Raw genomic sequence first — 24,739 nt, 5'->3', positions numbered from 1 at the left:
TGTGGAAAACTCGATCCAACTCACCATTGAATCTCTAAAAATTCAGTACGAGCAAATTTCAGTTGAATCGGTGGATCAGCTCATTCAACTTTATTCTCCTGATGCTCGTTTTAAAGATCCTTTTAATCTCGTATTTGGTAGAGATGCGATAAGGGATATTTTTTTAAAGATGTTTGAGCAGGTAGACTCTCCCCAGTTTGTCATTCGAGAAGTCCTACAACAAGAGAGTTCTGCCTGTTTATTGTGGGAGTTTAAATTCAAATTTAAATGCTGGGATACTAGTGAAAAAAGTTTGACTGGCGTGAGCTGGTTACAGTTTGACCACACTAACCTAGTGTCTTCTCACACTGATTATTGGGATCCTGCAGAAGGTATCTACGAGCACTTACCCCTCATCGGTTCTCTGATGAGAGGTCTTAAAAAGCTTGCTTAAATTAATATCACTTTGTAGTTTGGCTAGGCAACTAGCTTAAAGCTTTCCAGCTCTATTTTGTTCTACCAAATAGTCTAATGTTTCAATTGCTCTTTGCTTTGTGCCAGCAATGGATGGTGAAGTCATGTATTTACCTTGTACTGCAATAGTTGGCACACCATCAACACGGTAAGATTGTGAAGTGGTATTTGCAGTCTTTGCTTTAGTAATGACGGTAAAGGATTTATAAGCTGTCATGAACGCTTTCTGATCGAGTCCTTGTGCTGCGACCCAATTAGAAATTTCCTCTTCTTTTAATAAAGATTTACGTTCCTTATGGATAGCCTCAAATACTTTAGGCGTAAATTCAGCTTCTTTACCCATCGACTCAAGGGCATAAAAAATTTGGCTATGCGCTAAAAAGTCATCTCTAAAAGCAACTGGGATTTTCTTTACTACCACATCCTTTTTTTGCCTTTTTATCCAGGCTTGTAATTCGGGCTCTAAATCATAGCAATGTGGACATCCGTACCAAAAAAATTCAACGATCTCTATTTTCCCTTTAGACTCCGTTGGCTGGGGTGAAGGTAATTTACGGAAATCCATTCCCTCAATAAAGCCGCCTGCTTGAGTGCTGGGCGCAGGTGATGGTGCTATATTTGATTTAGCACCAGGTGGAAGTAATTGAGCACTTACAATAGATCCAATAAAAAACAAAGAGATACTAATTAAACTTTTTACAATATGTCTTTTCATGATTTGCCCGCTTTTATGACTGTATAAGAGATGCCGATGGTTTCTAATGCTGTTTTGGAGGTTTGAACTTCACTTTCGGTTTTAAAGGGACCGAGTCTTAGACGCCAAATCGTTTGGCCATCATTTTTACCCTCAATCAATTTTGTTTGAACCCCCTGTAATGCAAAGGAAGCTTTTTCACTTTCTGCAGTACTTTTATCGCCGTAGGCACCCAATTGTACCCAGTAGATTACCTCAGATTTCGATACCTCAACAGGTGGAACAATCGCAGGACTCGTATCTTGATTACTTTTCACAACGGAAGCAACAGCATCATTACTGACTTCGTCACTAGATTTATTTTTTCTCAAAGGTTCATTTACATCCGGGATTTGACCTGAGTCATTTAAATTAGATGACTTAGGGGACAAACTAATTTCAGGTGGGCGTAGATTTGTTTTTTCTTCGGGAGAATTTTTAGAGATAACGTATGCAACACCAAGGGCAATACCTAAGCCAAGAATAAGCCCAATCACAATGCCGATGAAGGTGTTTCCCTTTTGATTAAACAATGGTTTTTGATTCATATTTTTCTTCGTTATTTCCATCATAACTCCTAAAATTTACTTCTGCAATTTACATTTGCTCAGGTGCATTAACCCCTAAAATTCCTAAGCCATTTGCAATAACTTGTTTGGTCGCTAAGAGTAAAGCTAAACGTGCAGATTTTAATACTTCATCATCCACTAATACTCGGTCTGAATTGTAAAAAGAGTGAAAATCAGCCGCTAAATCTCGCAAATAAAATGCCACACTATGTGGGGTAAGATCCCGGGCGGCATCCGTCAACATCTGTGGATACTCACTTAATCTTCTCATTAAGTCGTCCGCAGCTCTACCTTCTAATTTTTCCAACTGAGCAGTCTTGAGTGTTGCTTCATCTCCCGCCCATTGACGCAAGATGGAGCAAATCCTGGCGTGGGCATATTGCACATAAAAAATAGGATTTTCATCGTTTTGTTGCAGTGCTAAGTCAATATCAAAAACAAACTCTGTGTCTGCTTTACGAGAAATCAAGAAAAACCGAACTGCATCTTTACCTTTTTGTAATGCGGCGAGTCGTTCTGTTTCAGATAACCCCTCCTGAACGCCACCCGACCACTCAATTAAATCTCGAACAGTGACATAAGAACCAGCCCTTTTAGAGATTTTTACTTCTTCACCATTTTTTAATACAGTGACCATTTTATGTAGTACATAATGCGGGTAGTCTTTTGGGATTTCCCAACCTCTTTGCGCAGCGACACCTTGAACTCCAGAACGAACCCGAGCAATAGTCCCGTGGTGATCGCTACCTTGAATATTAATCACCTCATGATAGCCACGCGCCCATTTACTGGCGTGATACGCCACGTCTGGTACAAAGTATGTAAAAGTACCATCACTTTTTTTCATGACTCGGTCTTTATCGTCGCCATCATCTGTAGTTCTTAGCCACAAGGCACCATCAAGGTCGTACGTCTTTCCCTGTTTAGTTAAGTCAGCAACAATACTCTCAACACCACCATCCAAATAGAGGGAGGACTCAAGATAGTACTCATCAAAATGAACGCCAAGTGCTTTCAGATCGATATCTTGCTCTTGACGTAAATAAGCAACTGCAAATCGTTTGATATTTTCTAAGTCTTGTGGATCTTTGGAGGCAATAACAGGAGCTAAATCTGCGGCTGAAATCGTCTGACCATTCAGATAGGCATCAGCGATATCTTTAATATATAAACCGTTGTAAGCATTTTCAGGCCACCCATCCATGCCAGGCTCAAGACCATTGATTCTGGCTTGAGTTGAGATAGCTAAATTCTGAATCTGAACACCAGCGTCGTTGTAATAAAACTCCCGGTGGACTTTTCTGCCTTGAGTTTGAATGACACTGGCTAAGATATCGCCCAGTGCCGCTTGTCTACCATGACCGACGTGCAGTGGTCCGGTTGGATTAGCTGAGACAAATTCGATTAATACTGGAGGCTCATCTTTAGCTTGCTCTATACCGAATAAAGGACCCTGTTCTAAGATTTGCTGAATGACTGCTTGCTTAACCACACTGCTGAGCCGAATGTTAATAAAGCCTGGACCAGCAATTTCGAGGCTACTAATCACCTCTTTTTGCATATCAAGCTGTTCAATTTTTTTTACTAATTCACCAGCTAACTCTTTTGGATTCATCTTCCAAGACTTGGCGATTTGCATGGCAATGTTGGTCGCAACATCCCCGTGCTCAGCAACTTTTGGTCTTTCAAGACGAGGGATCGGCAAAGATTGGCCATCTAATTGTTTATTTTGTGCAACTTGCATTAACCCTTCATGGATTAAGCGTTCTAACTGTCGTTGTGTTTGTAAAAGCATGACAAAAATGGATTCCGTAGTGTATGCTAAAAAAATGCTATATAAATTTCAATCTAAAAATTCTGCAAATTGCCTGATGTTAGAAGATCTTACTAAAAAGATTTTTCAAAAAATCGGCAAAAATTTAGAGCCTAAAGGTATTTTAACGGTTGATGAGTTACCGCACTTCATTAATCTACTTGAATCAGCAATTGAACAAGATGTGATTGCTAGATCGAAGATGTCTAAAGAACAACTCGCTACCTCAGACCGACTAGGTCAAAGAGCTTTTCCTTTTCTGACATTACTTAAGTCTGCACATCAATATCAAGATCATATTGTTTGGGGTGTCTAAAGACATCCCCTTCTATTTAGTTTGAATCAAAATTACTCGATACTGCTCGAATCGTGTCTTCAACATTCCTAGCAGACCGATCAGCTAAATCATTCACTTGATCTAAACCAATTTGTCCAACATTGAAATATTGAGCGCTAGGGTTTGCAAGGTAGAAACCTGAAACACTAGAAGCGGGATTCATCGCGAGAGATTCAGTCAATTCCATCCCTATTTCATCCGCTTGCAACACTTCAAACATCCCCAATTTCACACTATGTTCTGGGCAGGCAGGATATCCAGGAGCAGGTCGAATTCCTTGGTATTTTTCATCAATCATCTCATCATTACTGAGAGATTCGTTTGCTGCATATCCCCATAAATCAGTTCGAACCCGATAATGCATATACTCAGCAAAAGCTTCCGCTAATCGGTCAGCAAGGGCTTTCAGTAAGATCGCATTGTAATCATCATGTTCTCGAATGAATTCATCCACTTTAGCGTCGACACCATGACCCGTAGTTACCGCGAACATACCAACATAATCTTTCTTACCACTATCAATTGGCGCCACATAATCTGCTAAGCAACGATTCGGCCGTTTGATACCATCCACGACGGGACGATCAGTTTGTTGTCTTAATTGATGCCAAGTCAATATTTTTTCAGTTCTAGATTCATCTTTAAATAAGACGATATCCTCACCAACGCTGCCTGCGGGATAAAAGCCAACGACAGCATTCGCAGTGAGCCAGCGTCCTTGAACCAGGCGTTCGAGCATTTTTTGACCATCAGCAAAAACCTTCGTCGCAGACTCTCCAACAATTTCATCATCCAAAATTTTTGGAAACTTCCCAGCCAAATCCCAAGTTTGAAAAAATGGTGTCCAGTCAATAAATTTCGCAATTTCACTTAAATCGAAATTTTTAAACACGCGTCTACCAATAAATTTAGGGCTTGGTATAGCAAAATTATCCCAGTCTAATTTCTCGGCATTTTGGTTGGCCGCATCAAAAGTGATTAATGGGGTTGCTTTTCTACTGGCGTGTAATTGACGTGTTTTTTCATAGTCGTCTTTAATCGACTGCAAGTACTGTTTCGCTGATTCATCAGATAGCAAACTAGACGCCACTGAGACTGATCTTGAAGCATCTGGTACATAAATGACCGGGCCATCGTAGTGAGGCGCTATCTTCACTGCAGTATGCACTTTCGAAGTAGTTGCGCCGCCAATCATCAATGGAATATTTCTAGACCTAAAATAATCATCCTTTTGCATTTCTTGCGCAACATAAGTCATTTCTTCTAGGGACGGCGTAATTAACCCAGATAAGCCAATGATGTCTGCATTTTCATCTTTTGCTTTTTGCAAAATTTGATTACAAGGCACCATAACACCCATGTTCACCACATCAAAGTTATTACACTGCAAAACGACTGTTACGATATTTTTACCAATATCATGCACATCACCTTTAACGGTGGCCATAATAATCTTGCCTTTAGAACGTACGTCTCTTCCTGCGGCTTCATATTGACGTTTTTCTTCTTCGATATAAGGAATCAAATGTGCTACAGCTTGCTTCATTACTCTGGCGCTCTTTACCACTTGAGGTAAAAACATTTTGCCTGCGCCAAATAACTCGCCAACCACATTCATTCCATCCATCAGCGGTCCTTCAATGACCTCAATTGGACGTCCACCTGCCTTTTCGATTTCAGCACGAACTTCCTCTGTATCTTCAACAATAAAGTCAGTAATACCCATTACTAGGGCATGGGAAAGTCTAGCTCTAACAGGATCTTCTCGCCAGGCGAGTGTTTGTAATTGTTTAGTACCACCACCTTTATAGTTATCGGCAATCTCGAGTAGGCGCTCTGTGGTCGTTTTACCATCTTTTTCTTTGAAGCGATTGAGTACCACGTCTTCAACGCGTTCACGTAACTCGGGATCTAAGTCTGCATAAACGCCAAGCTGTCCAGCATTCACAATCCCCATGTCCATGCCAGCTGCAATCGCGTGATACAAGAAAACAGTATGGATCGCTTCTCGTACATGGTCATTTCCGCGGAAAGAGAAACTCACATTAGAAACACCACCACTTACTTTTGCACCAGGTAAATTCTCTTTTATCCATCTTGTTGCGTTAATGAAATCGACTGCGTAATTATCGTGCTCTTCAATCCCTGTAGCGATCGCAAAAATATTTGGATCGAAAATAATATCCTCTGCTGCAAAGCCAATTTCATCTACTAAATAGTCATAAGACCTTTTACAGATTTCAATTTTTCTTTCGTAAGTATCAGCTTGACCTTGTTCATCGAATGCCATGACAACAGCCGCAGCACCGTAACGTTTAATTTTCTTAGCTTGGAAAGCAAAAGGCTCAACCCCTTCTTTTAAAGAAATTGAATTGACGATTGCTTTGCCTTGAACACATCTCAGTCCAGCTTCAATGACGTCCCATTTGGAGGAGTCAATCATCATGGGTACTCTTGCAATATCTGGTTCTGAAGCAATCAGGTTCAAAAAACGAACCATCGCTGCTTTTGAATCCAACATTGCCTCATCCATGTTGATATCAATTATTTGTGCTCCATTTTCAACTTGCTGTCTAGCAACTTTCAAAGCATCATCAAACAGATTATTCAAAATGAGTCGCGCAAATACCTTAGATCCCGTTACATTGGTGCGCTCTCCAATATTGACGAATCGAATATGGGACTCAAGATTAAAAGCTTCTAAACCAGAGAGCCTTAGGGGAGGTAAGTTATTAGTTTTAGTCATTACCATTTGACCTATAAGAATTCCAAATATCTGTTATCTTGCGCGGTTTGTAATTTGCTACTTTTTTAGCAATTGCCGCAATATGTTCTGGGGTTGTGCCACAACAACCACCGACTAAATTGACTAGACCATCCTTGGAAAAATCCTCAATCAGTCTGGAAGTAATCTCTGGAGTTTCATCAAAGCCTGTATCACTCATAGGATTAGGGAGTCCTGCATTCGGATAGCAAGAAATTGCCACATCACAAATCTTCGCTAACTCCGCGATATAAGGTTTCATCAGGGTGGCGCCTAATGCGCAATTCAATCCAAAGGTTAAGGGCTTTGCATGTCGTAAGCTATTCCAAAAAGCGGAAACGGTTTGACCAGATAAAATTCTACCCGACGCGTCCGTAACAGTTCCTGAAATCATAATGGGGAGTCGTTCACCTGAATTTTCGAAATACTCATCAATTGCAAATAGTGCAGCTTTAGCGTTGAGCGTATCAAAAATAGTTTCTACTAAGAGGAGATCAATACCACCCTCTACCAAACTTTCTACCTGTTCGTAATACGCTTTTCTTAAGGTTTCAAAATCAACATTTCTTGCTCCAGGATCATTTACATCTGGAGAAATACTAGCTGTTTTTGGCGTAGGTCCAAGCGCTCCAGCAACAAATCTTGGTTTGTCAGGGGTTGAGTATTCGTCGCATGCTTGTCTCGCTAGTTTTGCTGAAGCAAGATTCATTTCTCGCGCGAATTCGGCTAAATGGTAATCATCCTGAGCAACAGTTGTTGCCCCAAAGGTGTTCGTTTCAATAATATCAGCACCAGCAGCTAAATATTTTTGATGAATTTCTAAAATTACTTCTGGTTTTGTAATGGAGAGTAATTCATTATTACCTTTTAAATCAATAGGATGATTATCAAAACGGTGAGTATCCCCACGAAAATCGTCTTCTTGTAATTTATATTGTTGAATCATCGTCCCCATTGCTCCGTCCAAAATCAAAATTCGCTGGCTGAGCAACTCAGGTAAAAGTTGGCCTTTAGTGTAATGATTCAATTCTTGTGTTGGAGCAGAAGGCATAAATGGATCTAAATAAAGATTGATTTAGTTAGTAAAGTCTTATATTTTACAGTTAGTTAATAAATTTAGTGGAGCTTAAAATGTTTAATCCAATGCCTGACTTTGAACAAAGCGTAGAAATGATGAAAAACATGTGGTCAAAAGCCTCTACAGGTAATTCGGAGAGTGGGTTGCCGAATTTTGGTATTCCGGGCATGTCCAACTTAAACCCTTTTGGTATTCCGACCATTGACATTGAAGAACTGGACAAAAGAATCAAAGATTTAAAAAGTGTAGAGGCGTGGCTTACTCTCAATTTAAATGTTTTACAAACTACCGTTCAGGGACTAGAAGTTCAAAGAGCTACTTTAGCAACCCTACAGGGAATTGCTGAAACGATGAAATCAAACACTTCAGCAAACTCTAATGAGCAAAGCAAAGCAAAAGCAAATGAAGGTTTCGCACAAGCGGCGGAATTTGCTGGAGCTAGTGGCAAACTAGCACAAGAATTAATGGAGCAAATGGCAAAATCTACCACGGACATGATGCAAGGTTTTCATCAGGCTACGACTGGAACTGCTGCCAAAAAAGCTCCAGCTAAACCACGGGCTCGTAAAACTGCGGCTAAACCTTCTGCGAAAACCGCCAGATCCCCTCGGAGTCGCTAATCCGGTTCAATTTACCTCGTTTCATCAAATAATTGAGATGGGCAATGGTTTCTCCCATAGCAAAAGTTAATTGATGGATATCTAACTCCCTTTTAAACAGAACTGGCACTATTTCTCTTGCTGTCGCTGGTTCTTTACAGGCTTCAAAAGTTTCTGCGAGGCGATCATCATGATGTTTTACTAATTCATCAATTCTAAAATGCATCCCTTGAAAAGGTTTACCATGAGACGGGAGTAAAAGTGTCATTGGGTCTAGGGGCAGATATTTTTTTAGTGAATCTAAAAATAAGCCTAATGGGTCTGCATCGGGCTCACCATCATAAACACTTACGTTAGTAGATATTCTAGGTAGCAGCATATCCCCTGTAATCATGATTTTACTGTCTTCACAAACTAATGACATATGTTCTGGAGCGTGGCCAAATCCACTAATCGCTCGCCATTGGCGCCCCCCAATCTCAATGATGTCTTGATCTTGTATACGGTTAAATCTCTGCGGTACAGCTGGTACTAAATTACTGTAGTAATCAGATCTAGCTCTGACCTTCGCCAAGTCTTCTTCACTTGTTAGGCCATGCCTTGCAAAATGATCTGCTGAACCACCACCGCCTGAAACAGATCCAATTGCCATCCCACCTTCTTTAGAGCTTAACCAACGAGCCATTAGAAAATCCGTCATTGACATCCAAAGTGGCGCTTTAAATCGCTCACAGATCCAATGCGCCAATCCAACGTGATCGGGATGCATATGCGTTACTAAAACACGTACGATTGGAAGGCCTTCTAAGTGATTTGAAAAAATTTGCTCCCAAGATTCTTTCGTGTCCTGAGATGTAATGCCACAATCCACTGCAGTCCACCCCTCAACACCATTTAAACAATCGCGCAATAACCATAAATTAATATGATTTAGAGCAAATGGAAGCTTCATTCTCAACCAGTAGATACCCTCAGCTACAGGCATCAATTGACCGGGAAGAGGCATATTATCCTCAAATGGATAGTGGATTTGGTTCATAAATGAAGTTTAGTTCGTTTTTATATTAAGATATTTGAATGTTTACATTCCCAAAAAGTTTATCTTCTCAATTTGCCTATGATCTGGCTCAGGTTATTTTAGATGTATTTAAACTTTATTATCGAACATTTCGAAAAGCAGACTTAGAAGCTAAGGATATGTTGTTATTGGGAGTTAAGCGCGCCAAGTATTTGGTAAAAAAAAGTTGGCGAATTATTCAAAACCAAATGAATCAAGGTATCTTTCACGATTTATTTAGTTATCCTCAACATTTAAGATTTATCATCACAGACTTACCATCTTCGGACGAAAGGATTTCCACGTGACAAACGTAACTTCTGATAATCCCCATCACTTAACTGAATTATTTAAAAATAATCAAGCTTGGGTACAAAAAAACATCAAAGAAGATCCAGAGTTTTTTCAGCGTCTAGCCAATCAGCAATCTCCAGAGTATTTGTGGATTGGTTGTTCTGATTCTCGAGTACCTGCAAACCAAGTTATAGGTCTTGCTCCAGGCGAGATTTTTGTCCATCGGAATATTGCTAATGTAATTGCACACACCGATCTGAACGCTCTCTCGGTTATTCAATTCGCAACCGACTTATTAAAAGTAAAACATATTATTGTTGTGGGTCACTATGGGTGTTCTGGTGTTCGGGCGGCAATGGAAAATGTTCGTGTTGGTCTTGCTGATAATTGGATTCGTCACGTCAAAGATGTGGAAGACAAACATGGCCCCTATTTAGGTAAAGTTCTGGATAGTCAAGAAAAACTAGACTATCTCTGTGAGTTAAATGTGATTGAGCAAGTCAGCAATGTTTGCCAATCCACTATTGTCCAGGATGCTTGGCAACGTGGACAATCCTTGACAGTACATGGCTGGATTTATGGCTTACATGATGGTTATGCACGCGATTTGGGGATGAGTATTCAAAATATTACCGATTTGGAAAGTAGGTATCGTTCCGTGATCACTAAATTTCAAAACATCGTTGGCTAACAACTTGCACCTCCCTGCCAATTTTCATGTCATTGAGCGGGGGTGGTTGTCTGCAAACCAAATTTACCTGTGGTCAAATGGTTTTTTAGATGTAATTGATAGTGGCTTTTGCACTCATCAAGCGCAAACTGTTGATTTATTAAATCTGCAGATGAAGTCACTACCTGACATTTCTCCTCGATTCTTAATTAATACCCATTTACATTCCGATCATTGTGGGGGAAATGCTGCCTTATTGGATGCTTATGGATTTAAATTATTGGTCCCATTTGCTGAATTTGATGCTGTACAAGATTGGGACCTTGCTAAATTAGGTTTTTCTGACTTAGGCCAACCATGTCCAATTTTTAGTGCCTTTGGTTCTTACCAGCCAGAAACAGTTTTAACTTTAGGCGACCTAGACTGGGAAATACATCAAGCGCCGGGACATGAGGATGAAGCACAATTACTGTTTAATCCTGAATATAAAATTCTTATTTCTGGTGATGCCCTTTGGGAGAAGGGCTTTGGTGCACTGTTTCCAAATGATCAAGGTTTTTCCAATTTTGAGGGAGCACTGTCCACTTTAGAGTTAATTACTGAACTTCAACCCGAAGTTGTTGTACCAGGGCATGGTGGTGTTTTCAGTGATGTTTCCGCAGCACTTGCTTTTGCCCAAAACCGTCTTTCTTATCTGCGAAGTAATCCAGATAGAAACTTAATACATGTTGCAAATGTACTTTTGAAGTTTAAACTTTTGGAGTGGCAGAGCTGTCAAAATATGCTCGCTCTCGATTGGTTTCAAAATACCTTGATGTTGCAAAAAATTGCAACGATCCTAAACCTTTCTATCCATGATTTATATCAACAAGTTGTGAACTCTTTAATTAAAGCCAATGCAATCAGACTTAAAGATGGTCTGTTATTGAACACTTAGAGGGTCGATAACGTCAACTCTGTCATCGGGTCAATTCTAGAAAGCTCGTCATCAAGATGATCGTTTTTATGGTGTAAGTTTAAGATCGTCAAGGCTGTAATAATCATAAAACTCATAATCAGATATTGCCAATAATTCTTTTTCAAAGATATCGCCATACTTTTCGAAGAGTTTAATTGGGGAACATCCGCTTGCAACATCTCTAACCGACTTTGTAGATGGTCAGAAAATTTTTTACTTATTTTCGGTGACGGCTCATTTAAAAGTATTAGCTTTAATTGTTCATCTTTCATTTTGTTCACTCTCGAAATATTTTTTTAAATTTGCCTTCGCCCTAAACAACAATTGATCTACTGCGTTCTTATTCATCTCTAATTTTGTCGCAATTTCTTCAGATGTATTGTCATAATAAGCCCACATCACAATAGCAATCCTTTGCTTTGGGGGCAAAATGTGGATTGCAGATTTCATTTTATTGGTTTCTTCTATCTTTGAATCTATCAGTGATACCTCTGAAACGATTGTGTCCAAATCAATATCAACTTGACTCCATTGTTTGTGATTCTTTTTGAGCTGATCAAAACACTGTCTTTGTACAATTGTATAAAAATACGTTTTAAGTTTTGCTTCCCCCTGAAAGTGTAGATAATTCTTCCATAGTTTTAAGTATGACTCTTGCACTACATCTTCTGCGTCTGACATTGTTCCCATAAGGCGCCAGGCGAGGGCAATTGCATCATTACTCAGCATCTGCAATAGCTCAGTTGTTGCTAAAGAATTACCACCTACAGCAGTGGCAAGTAATTCTTTATCGTTTTCCCATCTTCTTTTTTTCAAATAAAGACTCATTTAATTATTTTGTTAATTCGTTATTCCAGCCTTCCCGTTCTTTTGGTGGAAATTTTTCGAGGAGCCTATGTCTTTCTTTTTTCATCTCTTCCCTTTGTTCTGGTGTAAGTGATCTTAAGTAAGCATGTCGCTGTTTTTTTACTTGTTCCCTTTGTTCAGGTGTTAAAGTTTTCCAATCTTCTCTCATTTTTTCATGCATTGCTTTTCTTTCTTCCGGAGATAGCGCCTGCATTTTTAAACGTAGTTTTTGATGAAACTCTTTGCGCTCTTCCGGAGTTGCTTGTTTCATTAACTCATGTATCTCTTTTGCTCGCGCTTGTCTTTGTTCAAAGGGCATATTTGCAACTTCCCGAGGATCTAATGGATCAGGGAGTGCTGCGAAAGTCGTGCCACTGATAGAGAAAGTAATCGCAGTAATTTGTAATAGCTTGTAAATAAGATGTTTCATTTTTCAATCCTTTTGTTAGGTTTTTTATTTAGACTAGTTTTTGTGTAATTACTTACGGTATTTAACCTGATTCCTCTATTTTTAATTTCGTACAAGCTTACCAAAAGCAGCGTAAAGCCCCTTGATTTAGTTATGGGGAGTAGTCAGTGACTTACAATATCTTTTTTATACACAATTTCAAATGGCTACTTCTATCAAAAAGCTTCCTTTAGATAAGATTTTGTTCAGTCAAGGCTTTGGCACACGTCGGCATTGTAATAACCTAGTATTAGCTGATTTAGTGAAAGTAAATGATGTACTAATTGAAGATCCTCAAGAATTGTTCAGTCCAATTGACCTCAAACTTACAATCGATGGTCTAGATTGGGAGTTTCATGAAAAAGCCTATATTGTTTTTAATAAGCCTACCGGCTATGAGTGTTCTCATAAAACCAAACATCATCCCAGTGTATACGGTCTTTTACCTGCCCCTTTTGTTGAAAGAGGTGTGCAATGTGTTGGTCGCTTAGATCAAGATACTACTGGGCTTTTACTGATCTCCGATGATGGTCAATTTATTCATAAAATGACCTCTCCTAAGAAAAATATTGGGAAGGTTTATCAAATTACAACTTCTGAACAGCTTAAGTCTGCACAAATTGAACATTTATTAACTGGAGTGGTTCTCGATGATGATCCAAGCCCTTGTAATGCAGTAGCTTGTGAACAAATCAGTGATTTTCAAATCAACATGACGATTGTCGAAGGTCGTTATCATCAAGTTAAAAGAATGATTGCTGCCGTTGGTAATCATGTGGCGCAATTACACCGTTTTCAAATCGGTGAATATACACTTCCTAATGATCTTCCTGAAGGGGAGTGGCGCTGGTTGAATACAGAGGAACTACTTCAACTTTCTAGTAATCCCTCCTAATATCATTGCTTAAACTTGATTATGAATTGCTTTAATGTTTAGTGAATCAAGTGACTCTTCTGGTAAATCGGCCAAAATATCAATCCTCTTTTTTAGACCTACCATTACATCTTTATAGGCTTGGCGTTTTTTTTCTTCTGAGCCTACCACTAAAGATGGGTCAGGAAATCCCCAATGTGCTACTGCTGGGTTACCTGGCCAATAAGGACATTCTTCACCGGCTGCATTATCGCAAACGGTAATAATAAAATCCATGTGCGGTGCATCTGGTAAGGCGTATTCATCCCAGCTTTTACTGCGTAATTTTGATAAATCATAGCCATGTTCTTGAGCAATCTCGATTGCGTAAGGACTTACTTCGGTTCCTGGCGCTGAACCTGCAGAATAACCAATGAATTTTCCTTTTGCCTGCGTGGAAGCTAATGCCTCGGCAATAATAGATCTTCCGGCATTGTGAGTACACAAGAAAAGTATGTTGTATGTCTTCATTTGCAGCCGTCTTTCATTATTAAATTTTGAATAAAGTGGTTTTTATCTGTTTTATGTTGCTTGACACTTAGGAAAGCATTTTAAAAAAACAATTCTCATCATAATTCGAATCGCATTTCAAAAGTATTACAAGACCTTAAATTGCCCTAATTTTTTGTCCGTCAGTTAAATCGCCGAACTCCTGCATGAATCAGACGAAATACACGATCTAGCTCAGTTCCAACACCCATTGCAGACCCATCAGGTCTTGCTAGTGGCCAAGGAGTATTGAGGTCCCAGGATTCGTTATTGAGCCAGTGGTGGATTTCTTGCACTGGGGCGCTCATGATCCAAGCCAACTCTGAGTATGGTTTCTGCCTTGCAAAATCCTGCAACCCTTGAGGCAATTCTGATATCCATTGATTTATTTCTTCAGGAGTAGGGATGGCAATTGGATAACAAAGTCTTAAATTTACTAATCCATCTGTATTATTGATCCAAACAAAAGCATTCTGTTTAAATTGATCGGCCAAGATTTCTGCATTCTGTAAGTTAATGCCCAAGGCAAGCACACTAGACTCAGCCCGCCATTTTCCTGAATCATCGCGACCTTCACCTAGTAAATAATTGATATTCAATGTTTGCAATTCTCCGATTAATTTTGCTTGGGATTGTTCATTAACTGTTAATCCAACTTGCTGACTATGTGGGTTGTAAGCAGTTAAAAATGCAGCGCAGTTGACATGATTATTTTTCATGATCGACACCAACTCTGGGCTTACTTTGCCAACTTTAAGGACAATCTCTGTATCTTTTTCAAACACGACATAAGAGACCTGACGGTAAGCTTTGATGAGTTGAGGGGAAACTTGGTGGTTTGCCGAGTTTGTATTTGTAGTCATAATTTATTTAGCTTAATCATATTTGTAAACTTGGCCTATCATTTATCTAATTGTCGATAGTCTTTAATTGATTGATGTATCACTTTTGTGATACTTTGAATCAATACTTTACTAATTAAATAGAACTATGCCAACAACAACCATACGAATACCCGAAGAACTTAAAGCCCCCGTCGTTGCAGCAGCAGAACGCTCCGGCACTTCTACTCACAATTTCATTCTTGAAGCAATTTTAGAAAAAACTGAATTAGATAATCTTCAGGTAAATTTTGATTTGGTGGCAGAAGAGCGTTATGGTGGCATTGTTGCAACTGGAAAAACAATTCCTTGGCATGAAATGCGTGAGTATTTAGAAAGTCGGCTTTCCAGAAATGAAGTTTCGCGCCCTGTAGCTCGACAACTTAACGCCTAAATTAAAAAAATTAAGAGTTTATTTTAATAATTAAACCCCTAACTTTACGCAAGATTTATGCATATTTTACATGCGCATAAACTATAAGTATAATTCATGAATGATCAATATTATCCCTTTGAATTTAACCAATCAAATGCCCAAAAAAGCAGTTAATCTTTCTTTGGACTCTCTAGTTTTGGAAGAAGCTAAGCTTCTAGGCATTAATATTTCACAAGTCTGTAATTCATTTTTAGAGGCTTATATTAAGTCTGAAAAAGAAAGGCTATGGAAGCTTGAACACTCTGATTTCTTCTCTTCCTACAATAAAATCATAGAGTTAGAGGGACTCCCCCTTGAGCAGTGGAGAAGTTTTTAATGGCACGATTTACAGTCTACGATAACTCTTCTGACAAAAACATATCCACCCCTTATCTTGTCGATGTTCAAACTGATTTGTTAGATGGTCTTTCCACTAGGGTTGTGATCCCTTTAAGGGATGCTAAACAATACAAAAAAGTAAAGCTTCCTCAAGATTTGCTACCCCAATTTACTATTAACGGCTCTAAATTTGTCTTAGAAACTCCAAGTATGGCAGCAGTTCCATGCTCTATTTTAAAAAATGAAGTTTGTTCATTAAAAGACCAACAAAATCTGATTATTACTGCCATAGACCGTTTATTTCACGGTTTTTAGTTTATTTTTGGAGATTAAAAAGTTGATTTACGTATAGATGGAGGATGTTACAGTTCCACAATTTCGTGATTGTCAAATTGTCTAAATATTGAACAATACAGACTTCACGAAACTCTTTTATATACAAATAAAACCAGTTTTAGTTCTCAAGTACCTTACTACTAAAAAAAATCTCTTCTTCTGTGTAAGGCCAAAATAACTTCTAGAGTGATGTTTACTCCACCGTTACACTTTTTGCTAAGTTTCTCGGTTTATCAACATCAGTTCCGAGAGCTAGAGCAGTATGATAGGCCAATAATTGCAATGGCACCACATGAAGAATAGGAGAAAGGCTCCCGTAATTTTCTGGCATACGAATTACGTGGATACCTGGACTTGCTTGAATATGGGCGTCCACATCGGCAAACACGTATAACTGGCCACCCCTAGCAGCTACTTCTTGCATATTTGATTTGAGTTTTTCCAACAAATCATCATTCGGCGCAACGGTTACCACTGGCATACTCTCATCCACTAAAGCGAGCGGCCCATGTTTTAATTCGCCAGCAGGATAAGCTTCTGCATGGATATATGAAATTTCCTTCAACTTCAAAGCACCTTCTAGTGCGATTGGATAATGCATTCCTCTGCCTAAAAATAATGCGTTCTGATGTTTTGCAAATTGTTGTGCCCAAGCAATCACCTGAGGCTCTAAGGCTAATACTGCATTTAAAGCAGCCGGCAAATGGCGCAGGCGATCAATGTGTTCTTTTTCGTTAATAGGCACATTACCCTTACCTAATTTAGCTAAGGTTAATGCCAAGAAATATAAACCAACTAATTGGGTTGTAAATGCCTTGGTGGAAGCCACACCAATTTCAGTACCGGCATTGGTCTGGAACTTCCAGAGCGTTTCCCGCATCATGGCACTTGAGGCTACATTACAAATCGCTAAAGTTTTATGATGGCCTAAAGATTTTGCGTGCCGAAGGGCGGCTAAAGTGTCTGCTGTTTCGCCAGATTGTGAAACCACCACAACCAATGCTTTTGGATTTGGTACGCTTACTCTGTAGCGATATTCACTGGCTATTTCCACTTGCGTTGAAACCCCTGCCATAGCCTCAATCCAATATTTGGCAACGCAGGCTGAGTAATAACTCGTGCCACAAGCCAAAATCAATACTTGATTAATATCCGACCATTCTTGCTCGGTAGCGCCGAATAAATAAAAATCAATTTTTTCTACATTACCAATCGTATTGGCAATGGCGGTCGGTTGTTCAAAGATTTCTTTTTGCATGAAATGTTGATAAGGCCCGAGCTCGACTGAAGCAGCTTGAGCTGGTACCGGACGGATCTCTCTTTCAAGGAGCTCACCTGCAAAATTCATGATCTTGACTGAATCAGGGGTCAGGGCAACCAAATCTCCCTCCTCTAGAAAAGTCATACTTTTAGCATGCTCAGCAACAGCTAATGCATCGGAAGCTAGGAAGTTTTCCTGCTCACCGTAGGCGACAACTAAGGGCGAGCCTGCTCTAGCACCAACTAAAACACCAGGCATATCTTGAGCAATCACACCGATAGCATAAGCGCCATGTAACCTAGGAAGAATAAGTCTAACAGCCTCCACCAAATTACGATGATCCATTGATGAATAATGCTCATGCACCAAGTGAGCAATTACTTCGGTATCTGTTTGGGAGGTGAATAAATAACCTTTGCCAATTAACTCTGCTCTTAAAGACTCATAATTTTCAATAATGCCGTTATGTACTACGCCAATCAAATCACCTGAAAAATGCGGGTGGGCATTATCTGTATTCGGCTTGCCATGGGTTGCCCAACGTGTGTGTGCAATCCCAGTTGCGCCATACAAAGAGATCGTATTTTCTTTCAGCTCAGCAACGCGCTCTTTAGTTCTGCTGCGCTCAAGTTGGTTTTTTTCATTGATCACGGCTAAACCACAGGAATCGTATCCCCGATACTCTAAGCGAGATAGTCCTTCTGCTAAGATGCTGACAATGTTTCTTTTAGAAACTGCTCCAACGATTCCACACATAATTTTGCCTTAATAAAATTATTTTTTGATTTTTTCTGGTCGCTTCCAAACCAAGCTAATTTGCTTCGTTCGGCTAATTGTCAATTGATCCGGAGGTGCGTCTTGGGTTAAAGTTGTCCCCGCTCCGAGGGTTGCACCTTTACCAACTCTCACCGGGGCTACGAGTTGTGTATCTGAACCAATAAATGCGCCATCTTCAATAATGGTTTGATATTTATTAACACCATCGTAATTACAAGTAATCGTTCCAGCACCAATATTTACGCCGGATCCTACCACCGCATCACCAATGTATGACAAATGGTTAGCTTTACTACCCACACCAATTTGACTATTTTTTACTTCTACAAAGTTTCCAATGTGTGCTTGCTCCGCAATTTGGGCTCCAGGTCTTAATCTTGCATAGGGTCCAATCACGGCATCATTCGCTACTGTGGCATCTTCAATATGTGTGTAAGCATGGATTTGAGTACCCTTACCAATCGTGGCATTCTTAATCACACAATAAGGGCCAATCTTTACACCTGCGGCAATTTCAACATTACCTTCAAAAACACAACCCACATCAATCGTTACGTCACTTGCACAATTAAAATTGCCCCGAATATCAATTCTGGCTGGATCGGCTAAAGTCACACCGTTATCTAACAAATTCCCTGCCAAAAAGACTTGATACTCTCGCTCAAGGGCCGCTAACTGTGCACGACTGTTGACGCCTTGAACCTCCCAGTCGTATTGAGCCTGAGTAGTTCTAATTGGAACTCCCTCTTTGGCAGCAAAAGCAATAATATCGGTTAAATAGTATTCACCTTGCGCGTTATTAGGTTGTAATAAACCAAGCCATCTTTTTAAGTCAGCCGTATCACAAGCCATCATGCCAGTGTTAATTTCTTTAATTTCTCTTTGGGAAGGTGAGGCATCTTTCTCTTCAACAATCCCAATGACTTCACCATTCAGATTACGCTCAATCCTGCCATAACCTGTTGGATTTTCCATGAGTTGAGTAAGCACAACTAGCCCACCATCACTCGCTAACTGCTTCATTTTGTGCAGTGTCGTAGCTTGAGTTAGGGGCACATCACCATAGAGAATCATGGTCGTAGCATCGCTTGATAAAAACGGGGATGCTTGAAATACCGCATGACCAGTACCCTTTTGTTCTGATTGAACAGCAGTTCGAACATTTGGATAATTTTTACTTAGATAGTCTTGAACTTGTTCCGATCCGTGACCAACCACCACACAAGGCAGAGCAGACTCTGCAATGTGTCCAACTGCCGTCAAAACATGTCCAAGCATTGAAGTGCCCGCAACTGGATGAAGTACCTTTGGTAAAGTAGTTTTCATCCGTTTACCTTGTCCAGCAGCGAGTATGACGATGTTCATAGGCGAAGTTTATCTAATTGAAGTAAAAGATTAATTAATCAAATTGAATCAATTGTACATTTCCCACACTTATGCAAGATGAATCCAATCCTTCCTCTAGGGCTTTATCTCCCTCAATAGCATCACCTTCTGCAGATAAATGTTGAAAATCAAAAAGCGATGAATCTAATAAATGAGACGGCGTAACCTGAGTTAAAGACTTGAAAATACTCTCAACTCTACCTGGATGACTTTTTTCCCATGACTTCAACAGTTCTTTCATCGCCACGCGTTGTAAATTTGTTTGGCTACCACAGAGGTTACAAGGAATAATTGGGAAGTTTTCTTGAGCTGCGTAAGCCTCTAGGTGTTTTTCTGGCACATACGCTAAGGGTCGAATCACAATATGTTTACCATCATCAGACTTTAATTTAGGTGGCATTGCCTTTAGTTTGCCGCCATAAAACATATTAAGTAATAAGGTTTCTAAAATATCTTCGCGGTGATGACCTAGAGCAACCTTCGTTGCTCCGAGCTCATCGGCTACGCGGTATAGGATACCTCTTCTTAATCTTGAGCATAAACCACAAGTAGTTTTTCCTTCTGGAACGACCCGTTTCACAATACTATACGTGTCTTGTTCCTCGATATGAAAAGGGACCTCTAAATTACGAAGGTAGTTTGGCAAAATCTCTTCAGGAAATCCAGGTTGTTTTTGATCCAAATTCACAGCAACGATATCAAAATGAATCGGGGCTCGCGTGCGCAGTTTAAGCAAAATATCAAGCATGGCATAGCTATCCTTGCCGCCCGAGACACAGACCATGACCTTATCGCCATCTTCAATCATATTGAAGTCGCCAATCGCTTGACCAACTAAGCGACAAAGTTTTTTGGCTAATTTATTTTCTTCGTAGGCGGTTTTGCGGGGATCTGCTGACATATTTACTTAAAAAGTTGCTGTTTTTTTATTTGGAAAGATTCAACGCCAACACTGGCACAATCAGGATACACATCAGGCTTCTCTGAGCTAACTCTTGCCGCGACCACCAAAGGATGGGCCAACATTTTTTGCATAATTTCGTCACAGAGAGTTTCTTGTAATTGAATGTGCCCTCGACTCACAATCGACTTAATTGTCTCTCGCATAAAGTCATAATCCACCACTTCAGCTAAGTCATCTTTTTTCGGCGAGTTATCCCTTAAAGGCACATACAAATCAATATTAATGATCACCCGTTGTTCCGCTTTTTTTTCAAACTCATGCACACCGATATTCATCGGCACATCGTAATCTTTCAGAAACAATCTGCGGCAATTAGCCAGCAAATTCGTATTGGTTGATAAAGTCATAAATCCTTATTCGTTCGTTAAAAACATTACATCTCTGCGTGAGCCAAACAAATGTTGTCCCCCGTCAATTTGTAGGGTGGTTCCGGTCATTGCTCTAGCACTACATATATAGAGCACAGCTTGGGCAATATCTTCTGGTGAAGAGGATCTTTGTAATGGTGTCATTTGATGGGCTTGCTGAAAACCCACGGCGGATTGATCCCCAGAAACCATCGTAATACCAGGAGCTAAGCCAACGACTCTGAGTAAAGGTGCAAAATGCAAAGCTTGCATTTTCATCGCAGCCTCTAAGGCAGCTTTCGACAAGGTGTATGAGAAAAAGTCAGGATTTAAATTATCTAACTTTTGATCTAATAAATGAATAATCACGCCTGGTTCTAAAGGCGGTGTCATTGCAGCATATAAATGATAGAGCTTCTCTGACAGTAGCAAAGGGGCAGCTAGATTCACCTGCATATGTTTAGCAAGTAAATCGCTCTGAAAGGCACTCGGCTCATCATATTCAAACATAGCAGCATTGTTAACCAAGCAATCAGGCATACCCAAACGATCCACACATTCAGGGACAATTCTTTTTACTTCTTCTGCATTTTCTAAATCGGCTTCTATCGCAATCGCACGACGGCCTAAAGCTTCAATTTGCGAAATTACCCCTAGAGCCTCTTGCTTTGATTTACCATAATGAATTGCAATATCCCAGCCAGCCGCAGCCATTTGTAGCGCAATCACTTGCCCTACTCGTTTTGCGGCACCGGTGATAAGTGCAATTTTATTTTGTTGGTTCATTTAATTTAGATCTTTCATGGAAATACTAAGCAATACCGAAGCATTATCCCATTGTCGTCAATTATCTAACCTTATTGATGATCTTGTAAAAAATTCTGAAAACGGTCTTTTGTTTTCAGATTATATGAATTTGGTCTTGTATGAGCCCAAACTTGGCTATTACACCGGCGGGTCCATTAAATTTGGCTCAAAGGGAGATTTTATAACTGCTCCAGAAATCAGTCCATATTTTGGTGCAAGTATTGCTCAAACCATCTCTCCGGTCATTCAACATTTCCGCAATGGAAGGCATATTGCCAAAATTTTAGAGTTTGGGGCTGGTTCTGGCGCTTTGGCCTCAAGTATTCTGCTGGAATTGCAGCAGTTAAATACCTTGCCACATGTTTACCAAATTTTAGAGGTTTCACCTGATTTGCAACAACGCCAACAAGAACACATTCATCAATTTATTAAAGAGCATCAAATACCTGTTGCAATAGAATGGCTCACTGCAATGCCAGTGGAGTTTGACGGCATCATTCTAGCTAATGAGGTAATTGATGCCATCCCGGTTGATGTCATCGTTAAACGATCAGATGCATGGTATTACAGAGGGATTACTATCAATCCTGACGCTTGCTCACCTTCTTTTTCAGACCACTGGTTATGGACCGACCTCAAAGTAGTTCCTGCTCAGGAATTGCCTAGGTACTTGCTTGAGCATGCTGATGAATTTACAGAGGGCTATCAAACCGAAACCCATTTACGTGCCCAGTCTTGGCTTTCTACGATTGCCAAATCTATGCGTCAGGGTTTGTTGATCACCATTGATTATGGCTTTCCGGCTAAAGAATATTATCATCCCCAAAGATCTCAAGGAACGCTGATTGCCCACCATCAACATCATTCGATCGACGACTTATTTTACTTACCAGGCTTATGCGATTTAACCGCTCATGTCCAGTGGTCTAGCTTAAATCAAGTAGCTCAAGCACAGGGGTTGGAGTTGATTGCTTATCTTAGTCAGGGGGCTTATTTACTGGACGCCGGCATTGGTGAATTACTTCTCGCAAATGTGGATATGCATGATCCCAAGCAATTTTTACCGCAGAGTAATGCATTGCAAAAACTAATTTCTGAAGCCGAAATGGGCGAACTTTTTAAAGTAGCAGCTTGGTCCATGAATCGGCTCCAAGACAAATCCTTGGATGAGTTAATGAACACCTTACCAGGATTCAGAGGGCGGATGCGATTGCTGTAAGCCTGGCCTTAGTTACCGCGAGTGCAATGTCTTTGCCATTGTGGCTCGCAATACCTTTAGCAATCTCTCCAGCGTTAACCTCTTGGGCCGTCAAAGTAACAGTTTTAAGTACCAAAGTACTGAGGCCTAAAGACTCTGCCAACTTCATGAAATCCTGAAAACGAGCTGGCTTTCTCCAAAGATCTGTTGCATCAAATAGTGCTAAATAATCCTCTGCACTGTTAGTTGAATTTTTTAAAAGTTGACTAACCAGACGATATCCACGGGTAAAGTTTTTTAGGTCTGTTGGAACTTTATGATGCTCTTGCCAATCTTCTGCTAAATGTGGCTCTAGCTCACACAAGAGTACAGCGAGTCTAAAGTCTAGTGGGGCACCTTCTTGGGCAAGTTGATTTAATTGGTCACCGATTTTTTTTAAAGCTTCAGAGGTAAATAAATGCCTTGGTAAAAAAGTTTCGTTCACGCCAATCTCAAACAAAAACTCCAGCATCCGAGAGGGTTTTACTTCTAATAGTCCTCTGCTCATTTCCTGCCACACTCGCTCTGGAACTAGGTACTTTAACTCCTCGTTTTGCACCATTTCTTTCACTAATGCTCGAGTAGTCGCATCTACTGTAAAACTCTCAAAACGCGCCAAAAATCTACCCAAACGTAATATGCGTAGTGGATCTTCCTTAAAGGCATCACTGATGTGACGAAACAGGTGGTTAGTTAAATCCTTTTGGCCCCCATAAGGATCAATGACTGGACCAAGATAATCTCCCGTTGAGTTTATCTCTCGCGCCATGGCGTTAACTGTAAAATCACGCCGAATTAAATCTTGCTCGAGAGTGACTTCAGGTGAGGTATAAAAAGTAAAACCCTTGTATCCTTGACCAGACTTTCTCTCTGTCCTAGCTAAAGCGTATTCTTCTTTTGTTTGGGGATGTAAAAAAACAGGGAAATCTTGACCCACGGGAATAAACCCCTTGGCAATCATTTCTTCCGGCGAGCTACCAACCACAACATAATCTCGGTCCTTTGCAGGCAAACCGAGCAATTGATCCCGAATCGCTCCACCAACGACGTAAATTTTCAAGTTAATAAACTTTCTAATGGCGTAGGAGTAATACCAAATACAGCCTCTAATGGATTCATTGCACTAGGAGGTAATACGTTGGCTGCTTTCATCGAAGCTAGGTTATCTCGTGACATGATTTTTGGACCGGGCATGAACTCGAGTAAGCTCGCTTGAAGATAAGCCGCCCAATAGGGTAGTGGAATAATCGGGCGTGATACACCTTGGCGTTTTGCAGCAAATTGCACAATTTGCGCTAAGGTATATACGCGCGGACCACATAAATCGAGGGTCTGATGAATCGTTTGGGGCATTGCAATCGATTGGACAAAAGCTTTACTCACATCGTCAACACTCACCGGCTGAAAGACAGCTTTCGCTCCTCCTAAAGGCATCAGAGGAAAGTACTTCTGTAAATTGCCAAACATATTAATGAACTGATCATCTTTACCAAAAATTACTGATGGTCTAAAAATGGTAAAGTCTAGACCCGAATTTCTCACCATATCTTCGGCATCTCCCTTGGACCTTAGGTACATAGACGGCCCATCTGCATCGGCACCTAGTGCACTCATGTGAAGATATCGTTTCATTCCTAAAAATTTCATACCCGAAATAATGTATGCGGGAAGATTGACATGTGCTTCTAAAAACTCTGGGCCGTAAGGATCTTCTTGTTTTGCATGGAGTACGCCCACTAAATTGATAACCACTGCGTCTGAAGCAACATTAGCCAATAGCTCACGAACACCCATCTCTGAAAAATCATGATGAGTAATCACTTTAGCACCTGATTGGATTGTGTATTTTGAGGGGCTATTTGATCTTTTAGCAACCACAACAGAATCGTTTTGCGCAAGCAATTCTCGGATGAGATGGGATCCTACAAATCCAGTACCACCAATCAATAAAACTTGTTGCGTCATATC

At 40.2% G+C, this 24,739-nt stretch carries 29 protein-coding genes; 11 read left to right on the top strand and 18 right to left on the bottom strand.

The features are described 5' to 3' along the window. The first annotated feature begins 1 nt into the window (after position 1). Positions 2-433, top strand: a complete 432-nt coding sequence (locus AOC35_RS13715) for a nuclear transport factor 2 family protein (RefSeq protein WP_159077602.1) — start codon at positions 2-4, stop codon at positions 431-433. A 36-nt stretch (positions 434-469) separates the two neighbouring features. Here AOC35_RS13715 and AOC35_RS13710 read toward each other — a convergent pair whose 3' ends face one another. From AOC35_RS13710 to argS, 3 genes are read right to left on the bottom strand one after another with little or no spacing between them, the layout of a single operon-like run. Further along, on the bottom strand, positions 470-1,168 hold the full coding sequence (locus tag AOC35_RS13710) for a thiol:disulfide interchange protein DsbA/DsbL (RefSeq protein WP_108647929.1): 699 nt from the start codon (positions 1,166-1,168) through the stop codon (positions 470-472). Next, the gene (locus AOC35_RS13705; protein ID WP_159077601.1) at positions 1,165-1,755 is read right to left on the bottom strand and encodes an SPOR domain-containing protein; all 591 of its coding nucleotides are present in this window, start codon (positions 1,753-1,755) and stop codon (positions 1,165-1,167) included. Before AOC35_RS13705 ends, AOC35_RS13710 begins: the two co-directional genes overlap by 4 nt. Before the next feature lie 28 nt (positions 1,756-1,783). Continuing rightward, the gene (gene argS, locus AOC35_RS13700) at positions 1,784-3,550 is read right to left on the bottom strand and encodes an arginine--tRNA ligase (RefSeq protein ID WP_108647925.1); all 1,767 of its coding nucleotides are present in this window, start codon (positions 3,548-3,550) and stop codon (positions 1,784-1,786) included. Here argS and AOC35_RS13695 point away from each other — a divergent pair. Next, a complete protein-coding gene (locus AOC35_RS13695) occupies positions 3,549-3,884 on the top strand; it encodes a DUF1840 domain-containing protein (protein ID WP_342749910.1) in 336 nt (111 codons plus the stop codon). The two genes, argS and AOC35_RS13695, sit on opposite strands and share 2 nt — an antisense overlap. Positions 3,885-3,900: 16 nt before the next feature. Here AOC35_RS13695 and metH read toward each other — a convergent pair whose 3' ends face one another. Then, the gene (gene metH, locus AOC35_RS13690) at positions 3,901-6,651 is read right to left on the bottom strand and encodes a methionine synthase (RefSeq protein WP_108648854.1); all 2,751 of its coding nucleotides are present in this window, start codon (positions 6,649-6,651) and stop codon (positions 3,901-3,903) included. Beyond that, entirely contained in the window at positions 6,644-7,720 is a 1,077-nt protein-coding gene (locus tag AOC35_RS13685; RefSeq protein WP_108647922.1) for a homocysteine S-methyltransferase family protein, read from the bottom strand. The genes metH and AOC35_RS13685 overlap by 8 nt, the downstream gene beginning before the upstream one ends. 80 nt (positions 7,721-7,800) lie before the next feature. Here AOC35_RS13685 and AOC35_RS13680 point away from each other — a divergent pair, with 80 nt between their 5' ends. Next, the gene (locus tag AOC35_RS13680) at positions 7,801-8,367 is read left to right on the top strand and encodes a PhaM family polyhydroxyalkanoate granule multifunctional regulatory protein (RefSeq protein WP_108647919.1); all 567 of its coding nucleotides are present in this window, start codon (positions 7,801-7,803) and stop codon (positions 8,365-8,367) included. On the opposite strand, the gene AOC35_RS13675 is transcribed toward AOC35_RS13680, so the two are convergent. Further along, on the bottom strand, positions 8,324-9,385 hold the full coding sequence (locus tag AOC35_RS13675) for an MBL fold metallo-hydrolase (RefSeq protein WP_108647917.1): 1,062 nt from the start codon (positions 9,383-9,385) through the stop codon (positions 8,324-8,326). The genes AOC35_RS13680 and AOC35_RS13675 overlap by 44 nt on opposite strands. A 38-nt stretch (positions 9,386-9,423) precedes the next feature. On the opposite strand from AOC35_RS13675, the gene AOC35_RS13670 reads away from it, so the two are divergent. From AOC35_RS13670 to AOC35_RS13660, 3 genes are read left to right on the top strand one after another with little or no spacing between them, the layout of a single operon-like run. Beyond that, positions 9,424-9,711 (top strand): hypothetical protein, encoded by a 288-nt coding sequence (locus tag AOC35_RS13670; RefSeq protein WP_108647915.1) that lies wholly within the window; start codon positions 9,424-9,426, stop codon positions 9,709-9,711. Then, on the top strand, positions 9,708-10,388 hold the full coding sequence (can, locus tag AOC35_RS13665; protein ID WP_108647912.1) for a carbonate dehydratase: 681 nt from the start codon (positions 9,708-9,710) through the stop codon (positions 10,386-10,388). The genes AOC35_RS13670 and can overlap by 4 nt, the downstream gene beginning before the upstream one ends. Positions 10,389-10,392: 4 nt before the next feature. Next, positions 10,393-11,304, top strand: coding sequence for an MBL fold metallo-hydrolase (locus AOC35_RS13660; RefSeq protein WP_159077600.1), 912 nt, complete (start codon positions 10,393-10,395; stop codon positions 11,302-11,304). Here AOC35_RS13660 and AOC35_RS13655 read toward each other — a convergent pair. Genes AOC35_RS13655 through AOC35_RS13645 form a run of 3 tightly spaced genes read right to left on the bottom strand, consistent with a single transcriptional unit; the run spans position 11,301 to position 12,601 of the window. Further along, positions 11,301-11,597, bottom strand: coding sequence for a hypothetical protein (locus AOC35_RS13655; RefSeq protein ID WP_108647906.1), 297 nt, complete (start codon positions 11,595-11,597; stop codon positions 11,301-11,303). The two genes, AOC35_RS13660 and AOC35_RS13655, sit on opposite strands and share 4 nt — an antisense overlap. Beyond that, entirely contained in the window at positions 11,587-12,141 is a 555-nt protein-coding gene (locus AOC35_RS13650; RefSeq protein ID WP_211307526.1) for an RNA polymerase sigma factor, read from the bottom strand. Before AOC35_RS13650 ends, AOC35_RS13655 begins: the two co-directional genes overlap by 11 nt. Positions 12,142-12,157: 16 nt before the next feature. Continuing rightward, positions 12,158-12,601, bottom strand: a complete 444-nt coding sequence (locus tag AOC35_RS13645) for a DUF3106 domain-containing protein (RefSeq protein ID WP_108647901.1) — start codon at positions 12,599-12,601, stop codon at positions 12,158-12,160. Positions 12,602-12,782: 181 nt separating this feature from the next. Here AOC35_RS13645 and AOC35_RS13640 point away from each other — a divergent pair, with 181 nt between their 5' ends. Then, entirely contained in the window at positions 12,783-13,514 is a 732-nt protein-coding gene (locus tag AOC35_RS13640; protein ID WP_108647899.1) for a 16S rRNA pseudouridine(516) synthase, read from the top strand. 9 nt (positions 13,515-13,523) lie between these two features. Here the strand turns inward: AOC35_RS13640 and AOC35_RS13635 are convergent, their stop codons facing one another. Together AOC35_RS13635 and AOC35_RS13630 are read right to left on the bottom strand one after the other, a co-directional pair. Then, positions 13,524-14,003, bottom strand: coding sequence for an arsenate reductase ArsC (locus AOC35_RS13635; RefSeq protein ID WP_108647897.1), 480 nt, complete (start codon positions 14,001-14,003; stop codon positions 13,524-13,526). Positions 14,004-14,164: 161 nt separating this feature from the next. Then, positions 14,165-14,884: a DUF3293 domain-containing protein gene (locus AOC35_RS13630; RefSeq protein WP_108647894.1), complete on the bottom strand. Its 720-nt coding sequence runs from the start codon at positions 14,882-14,884 to the stop codon at positions 14,165-14,167. A 127-nt stretch (positions 14,885-15,011) separates the two neighbouring features. On the opposite strand from AOC35_RS13630, the gene AOC35_RS13625 reads away from it, so the two are divergent. From AOC35_RS13625 to AOC35_RS13615, 3 genes are all read left to right on the top strand, one after another. Beyond that, the gene (locus AOC35_RS13625; protein ID WP_108647892.1) at positions 15,012-15,296 is read left to right on the top strand and encodes a CopG family transcriptional regulator; all 285 of its coding nucleotides are present in this window, start codon (positions 15,012-15,014) and stop codon (positions 15,294-15,296) included. 100 nt (positions 15,297-15,396) lie between these two features. After that, positions 15,397-15,654, top strand: a complete 258-nt coding sequence (locus AOC35_RS13620; protein WP_108647890.1) for a type II toxin-antitoxin system CcdA family antitoxin — start codon at positions 15,397-15,399, stop codon at positions 15,652-15,654. Then, positions 15,654-15,971, top strand: a complete 318-nt coding sequence (locus AOC35_RS13615; protein WP_108647888.1) for a CcdB family protein — start codon at positions 15,654-15,656, stop codon at positions 15,969-15,971. The genes AOC35_RS13620 and AOC35_RS13615 overlap by 1 nt, the downstream gene beginning before the upstream one ends. Positions 15,972-16,185: 214 nt before the next feature. Here AOC35_RS13615 and glmS read toward each other — a convergent pair whose 3' ends face one another. The 5 genes from glmS to AOC35_RS13590 are packed head-to-tail and all read right to left on the bottom strand — an operon-like array spanning position 16,186 to position 21,513. Continuing rightward, positions 16,186-18,009, bottom strand: a complete 1,824-nt coding sequence (gene glmS / locus AOC35_RS13610; RefSeq protein WP_108647886.1) for a glutamine--fructose-6-phosphate transaminase (isomerizing) — start codon at positions 18,007-18,009, stop codon at positions 16,186-16,188. An 18-nt stretch (positions 18,010-18,027) separates the two neighbouring features. Continuing rightward, positions 18,028-19,395, bottom strand: coding sequence for a bifunctional UDP-N-acetylglucosamine diphosphorylase/glucosamine-1-phosphate N-acetyltransferase GlmU (gene glmU / locus AOC35_RS13605; RefSeq protein WP_108647883.1), 1,368 nt, complete (start codon positions 19,393-19,395; stop codon positions 18,028-18,030). 34 nt (positions 19,396-19,429) lie between these two features. Beyond that, positions 19,430-20,317, bottom strand: a complete 888-nt coding sequence (ttcA, locus tag AOC35_RS13600) for a tRNA 2-thiocytidine(32) synthetase TtcA (RefSeq protein WP_108647880.1) — start codon at positions 20,315-20,317, stop codon at positions 19,430-19,432. Positions 20,318-20,319: 2 nt separating this feature from the next. Beyond that, entirely contained in the window at positions 20,320-20,727 is a 408-nt protein-coding gene (locus AOC35_RS13595; RefSeq protein WP_108647877.1) for a dihydroneopterin aldolase, read from the bottom strand. Between the two features lie 6 nt (positions 20,728-20,733). After that, positions 20,734-21,513 (bottom strand): SDR family oxidoreductase, encoded by a 780-nt coding sequence (locus AOC35_RS13590; RefSeq protein ID WP_108647875.1) that lies wholly within the window; start codon positions 21,511-21,513, stop codon positions 20,734-20,736. Positions 21,514-21,529: 16 nt separating this feature from the next. On the opposite strand from AOC35_RS13590, the gene AOC35_RS13585 reads away from it, so the two are divergent. Beyond that, positions 21,530-22,753: a class I SAM-dependent methyltransferase gene (locus AOC35_RS13585; protein WP_108647872.1), complete on the top strand. Its 1,224-nt coding sequence runs from the start codon at positions 21,530-21,532 to the stop codon at positions 22,751-22,753. On the opposite strand, the gene AOC35_RS15860 is transcribed toward AOC35_RS13585, so the two are convergent. After that, the gene (locus AOC35_RS15860; RefSeq protein WP_108647869.1) at positions 22,728-23,831 is read right to left on the bottom strand and encodes a tRNA nucleotidyltransferase/poly(A) polymerase-related protein; all 1,104 of its coding nucleotides are present in this window, start codon (positions 23,829-23,831) and stop codon (positions 22,728-22,730) included. The genes AOC35_RS13585 and AOC35_RS15860 overlap by 26 nt on opposite strands. After that, positions 23,828-24,736 (bottom strand): complex I NDUFA9 subunit family protein, encoded by a 909-nt coding sequence (locus AOC35_RS13575; protein ID WP_108647866.1) that lies wholly within the window; start codon positions 24,734-24,736, stop codon positions 23,828-23,830. Before AOC35_RS13575 ends, AOC35_RS15860 begins: the two co-directional genes overlap by 4 nt. Positions 24,737-24,739 lie beyond the last annotated feature (3 nt).

The sequence above is a fragment of the Polynucleobacter rarus genome (assembly GCF_003072505.1).
Taxonomy (GTDB): Bacteria; Pseudomonadota; Gammaproteobacteria; order Burkholderiales; family Burkholderiaceae; genus Polynucleobacter; species Polynucleobacter rarus.
Note: the sequence above shows the minus strand (reverse complement) of the source record. Positions and strands in the feature narration are given on the sequence as shown.

What these genes read in the sequence shown, in the direction of transcription:
- AOC35_RS13710 (WP_108647929.1), bottom strand. Translation starts at nt 1,168, where the DNA reads ATGAAAAGACATATTGTAAAAAGTTTAATTAGTATCTCTTTGTTTTTT.
- AOC35_RS13705 (WP_159077601.1), bottom strand. Translation starts at nt 1,755, where the DNA reads ATGGAAATAACGAAGAAAAATATGAATCAAAAACCATTGTTTAATCAA.
- AOC35_RS13695 (WP_342749910.1), top strand. Translation starts at nt 3,549, where the DNA reads ATGACAAAAATGGATTCCGTAGTGTATGCTAAAAAAATGCTATATAAA.
- argS (WP_108647925.1), bottom strand. Translation starts at nt 3,550, where the DNA reads ATGCTTTTACAAACACAACGACAGTTAGAACGCTTAATCCATGAAGGG.
- metH (WP_108648854.1), bottom strand. Translation starts at nt 6,651, where the DNA reads ATGACTAAAACTAATAACTTACCTCCCCTAAGGCTCTCTGGTTTAGAA.
- AOC35_RS13685 (WP_108647922.1), bottom strand. Translation starts at nt 7,720, where the DNA reads ATGCCTTCTGCTCCAACACAAGAATTGAATCATTACACTAAAGGCCAA.
- AOC35_RS13680 (WP_108647919.1), top strand. Translation starts at nt 7,801, where the DNA reads ATGTTTAATCCAATGCCTGACTTTGAACAAAGCGTAGAAATGATGAAA.
- AOC35_RS13675 (WP_108647917.1), bottom strand. Translation starts at nt 9,385, where the DNA reads ATGAACCAAATCCACTATCCATTTGAGGATAATATGCCTCTTCCCGGT.
- AOC35_RS13670 (WP_108647915.1), top strand. Translation starts at nt 9,424, where the DNA reads ATGTTTACATTCCCAAAAAGTTTATCTTCTCAATTTGCCTATGATCTG.
- AOC35_RS13655 (WP_108647906.1), bottom strand. Translation starts at nt 11,597, where the DNA reads ATGAAAGATGAACAATTAAAGCTAATACTTTTAAATGAGCCGTCACCG.
- AOC35_RS13645 (WP_108647901.1), bottom strand. Translation starts at nt 12,601, where the DNA reads ATGAAACATCTTATTTACAAGCTATTACAAATTACTGCGATTACTTTC.
- AOC35_RS13640 (WP_108647899.1), top strand. Translation starts at nt 12,783, where the DNA reads ATGGCTACTTCTATCAAAAAGCTTCCTTTAGATAAGATTTTGTTCAGT.
- AOC35_RS13635 (WP_108647897.1), bottom strand. Translation starts at nt 14,003, where the DNA reads ATGAAGACATACAACATACTTTTCTTGTGTACTCACAATGCCGGAAGA.
- AOC35_RS13630 (WP_108647894.1), bottom strand. Translation starts at nt 14,884, where the DNA reads ATGACTACAAATACAAACTCGGCAAACCACCAAGTTTCCCCTCAACTC.
- AOC35_RS13625 (WP_108647892.1), top strand. Translation starts at nt 15,012, where the DNA reads ATGCCAACAACAACCATACGAATACCCGAAGAACTTAAAGCCCCCGTC.
- AOC35_RS13620 (WP_108647890.1), top strand. Translation starts at nt 15,397, where the DNA reads ATGATCAATATTATCCCTTTGAATTTAACCAATCAAATGCCCAAAAAA.
- AOC35_RS13615 (WP_108647888.1), top strand. Translation starts at nt 15,654, where the DNA reads ATGGCACGATTTACAGTCTACGATAACTCTTCTGACAAAAACATATCC.
- glmS (WP_108647886.1), bottom strand. Translation starts at nt 18,009, where the DNA reads ATGTGTGGAATCGTTGGAGCAGTTTCTAAAAGAAACATTGTCAGCATC.
- glmU (WP_108647883.1), bottom strand. Translation starts at nt 19,395, where the DNA reads ATGAACATCGTCATACTCGCTGCTGGACAAGGTAAACGGATGAAAACT.
- ttcA (WP_108647880.1), bottom strand. Translation starts at nt 20,317, where the DNA reads ATGTCAGCAGATCCCCGCAAAACCGCCTACGAAGAAAATAAATTAGCC.
- AOC35_RS13595 (WP_108647877.1), bottom strand. Translation starts at nt 20,727, where the DNA reads ATGACTTTATCAACCAATACGAATTTGCTGGCTAATTGCCGCAGATTG.
- AOC35_RS13590 (WP_108647875.1), bottom strand. Translation starts at nt 21,513, where the DNA reads ATGAACCAACAAAATAAAATTGCACTTATCACCGGTGCCGCAAAACGA.
- AOC35_RS13585 (WP_108647872.1), top strand. Translation starts at nt 21,530, where the DNA reads ATGGAAATACTAAGCAATACCGAAGCATTATCCCATTGTCGTCAATTA.
- AOC35_RS13575 (WP_108647866.1), bottom strand. Translation starts at nt 24,736, where the DNA reads ATGACGCAACAAGTTTTATTGATTGGTGGTACTGGATTTGTAGGATCC.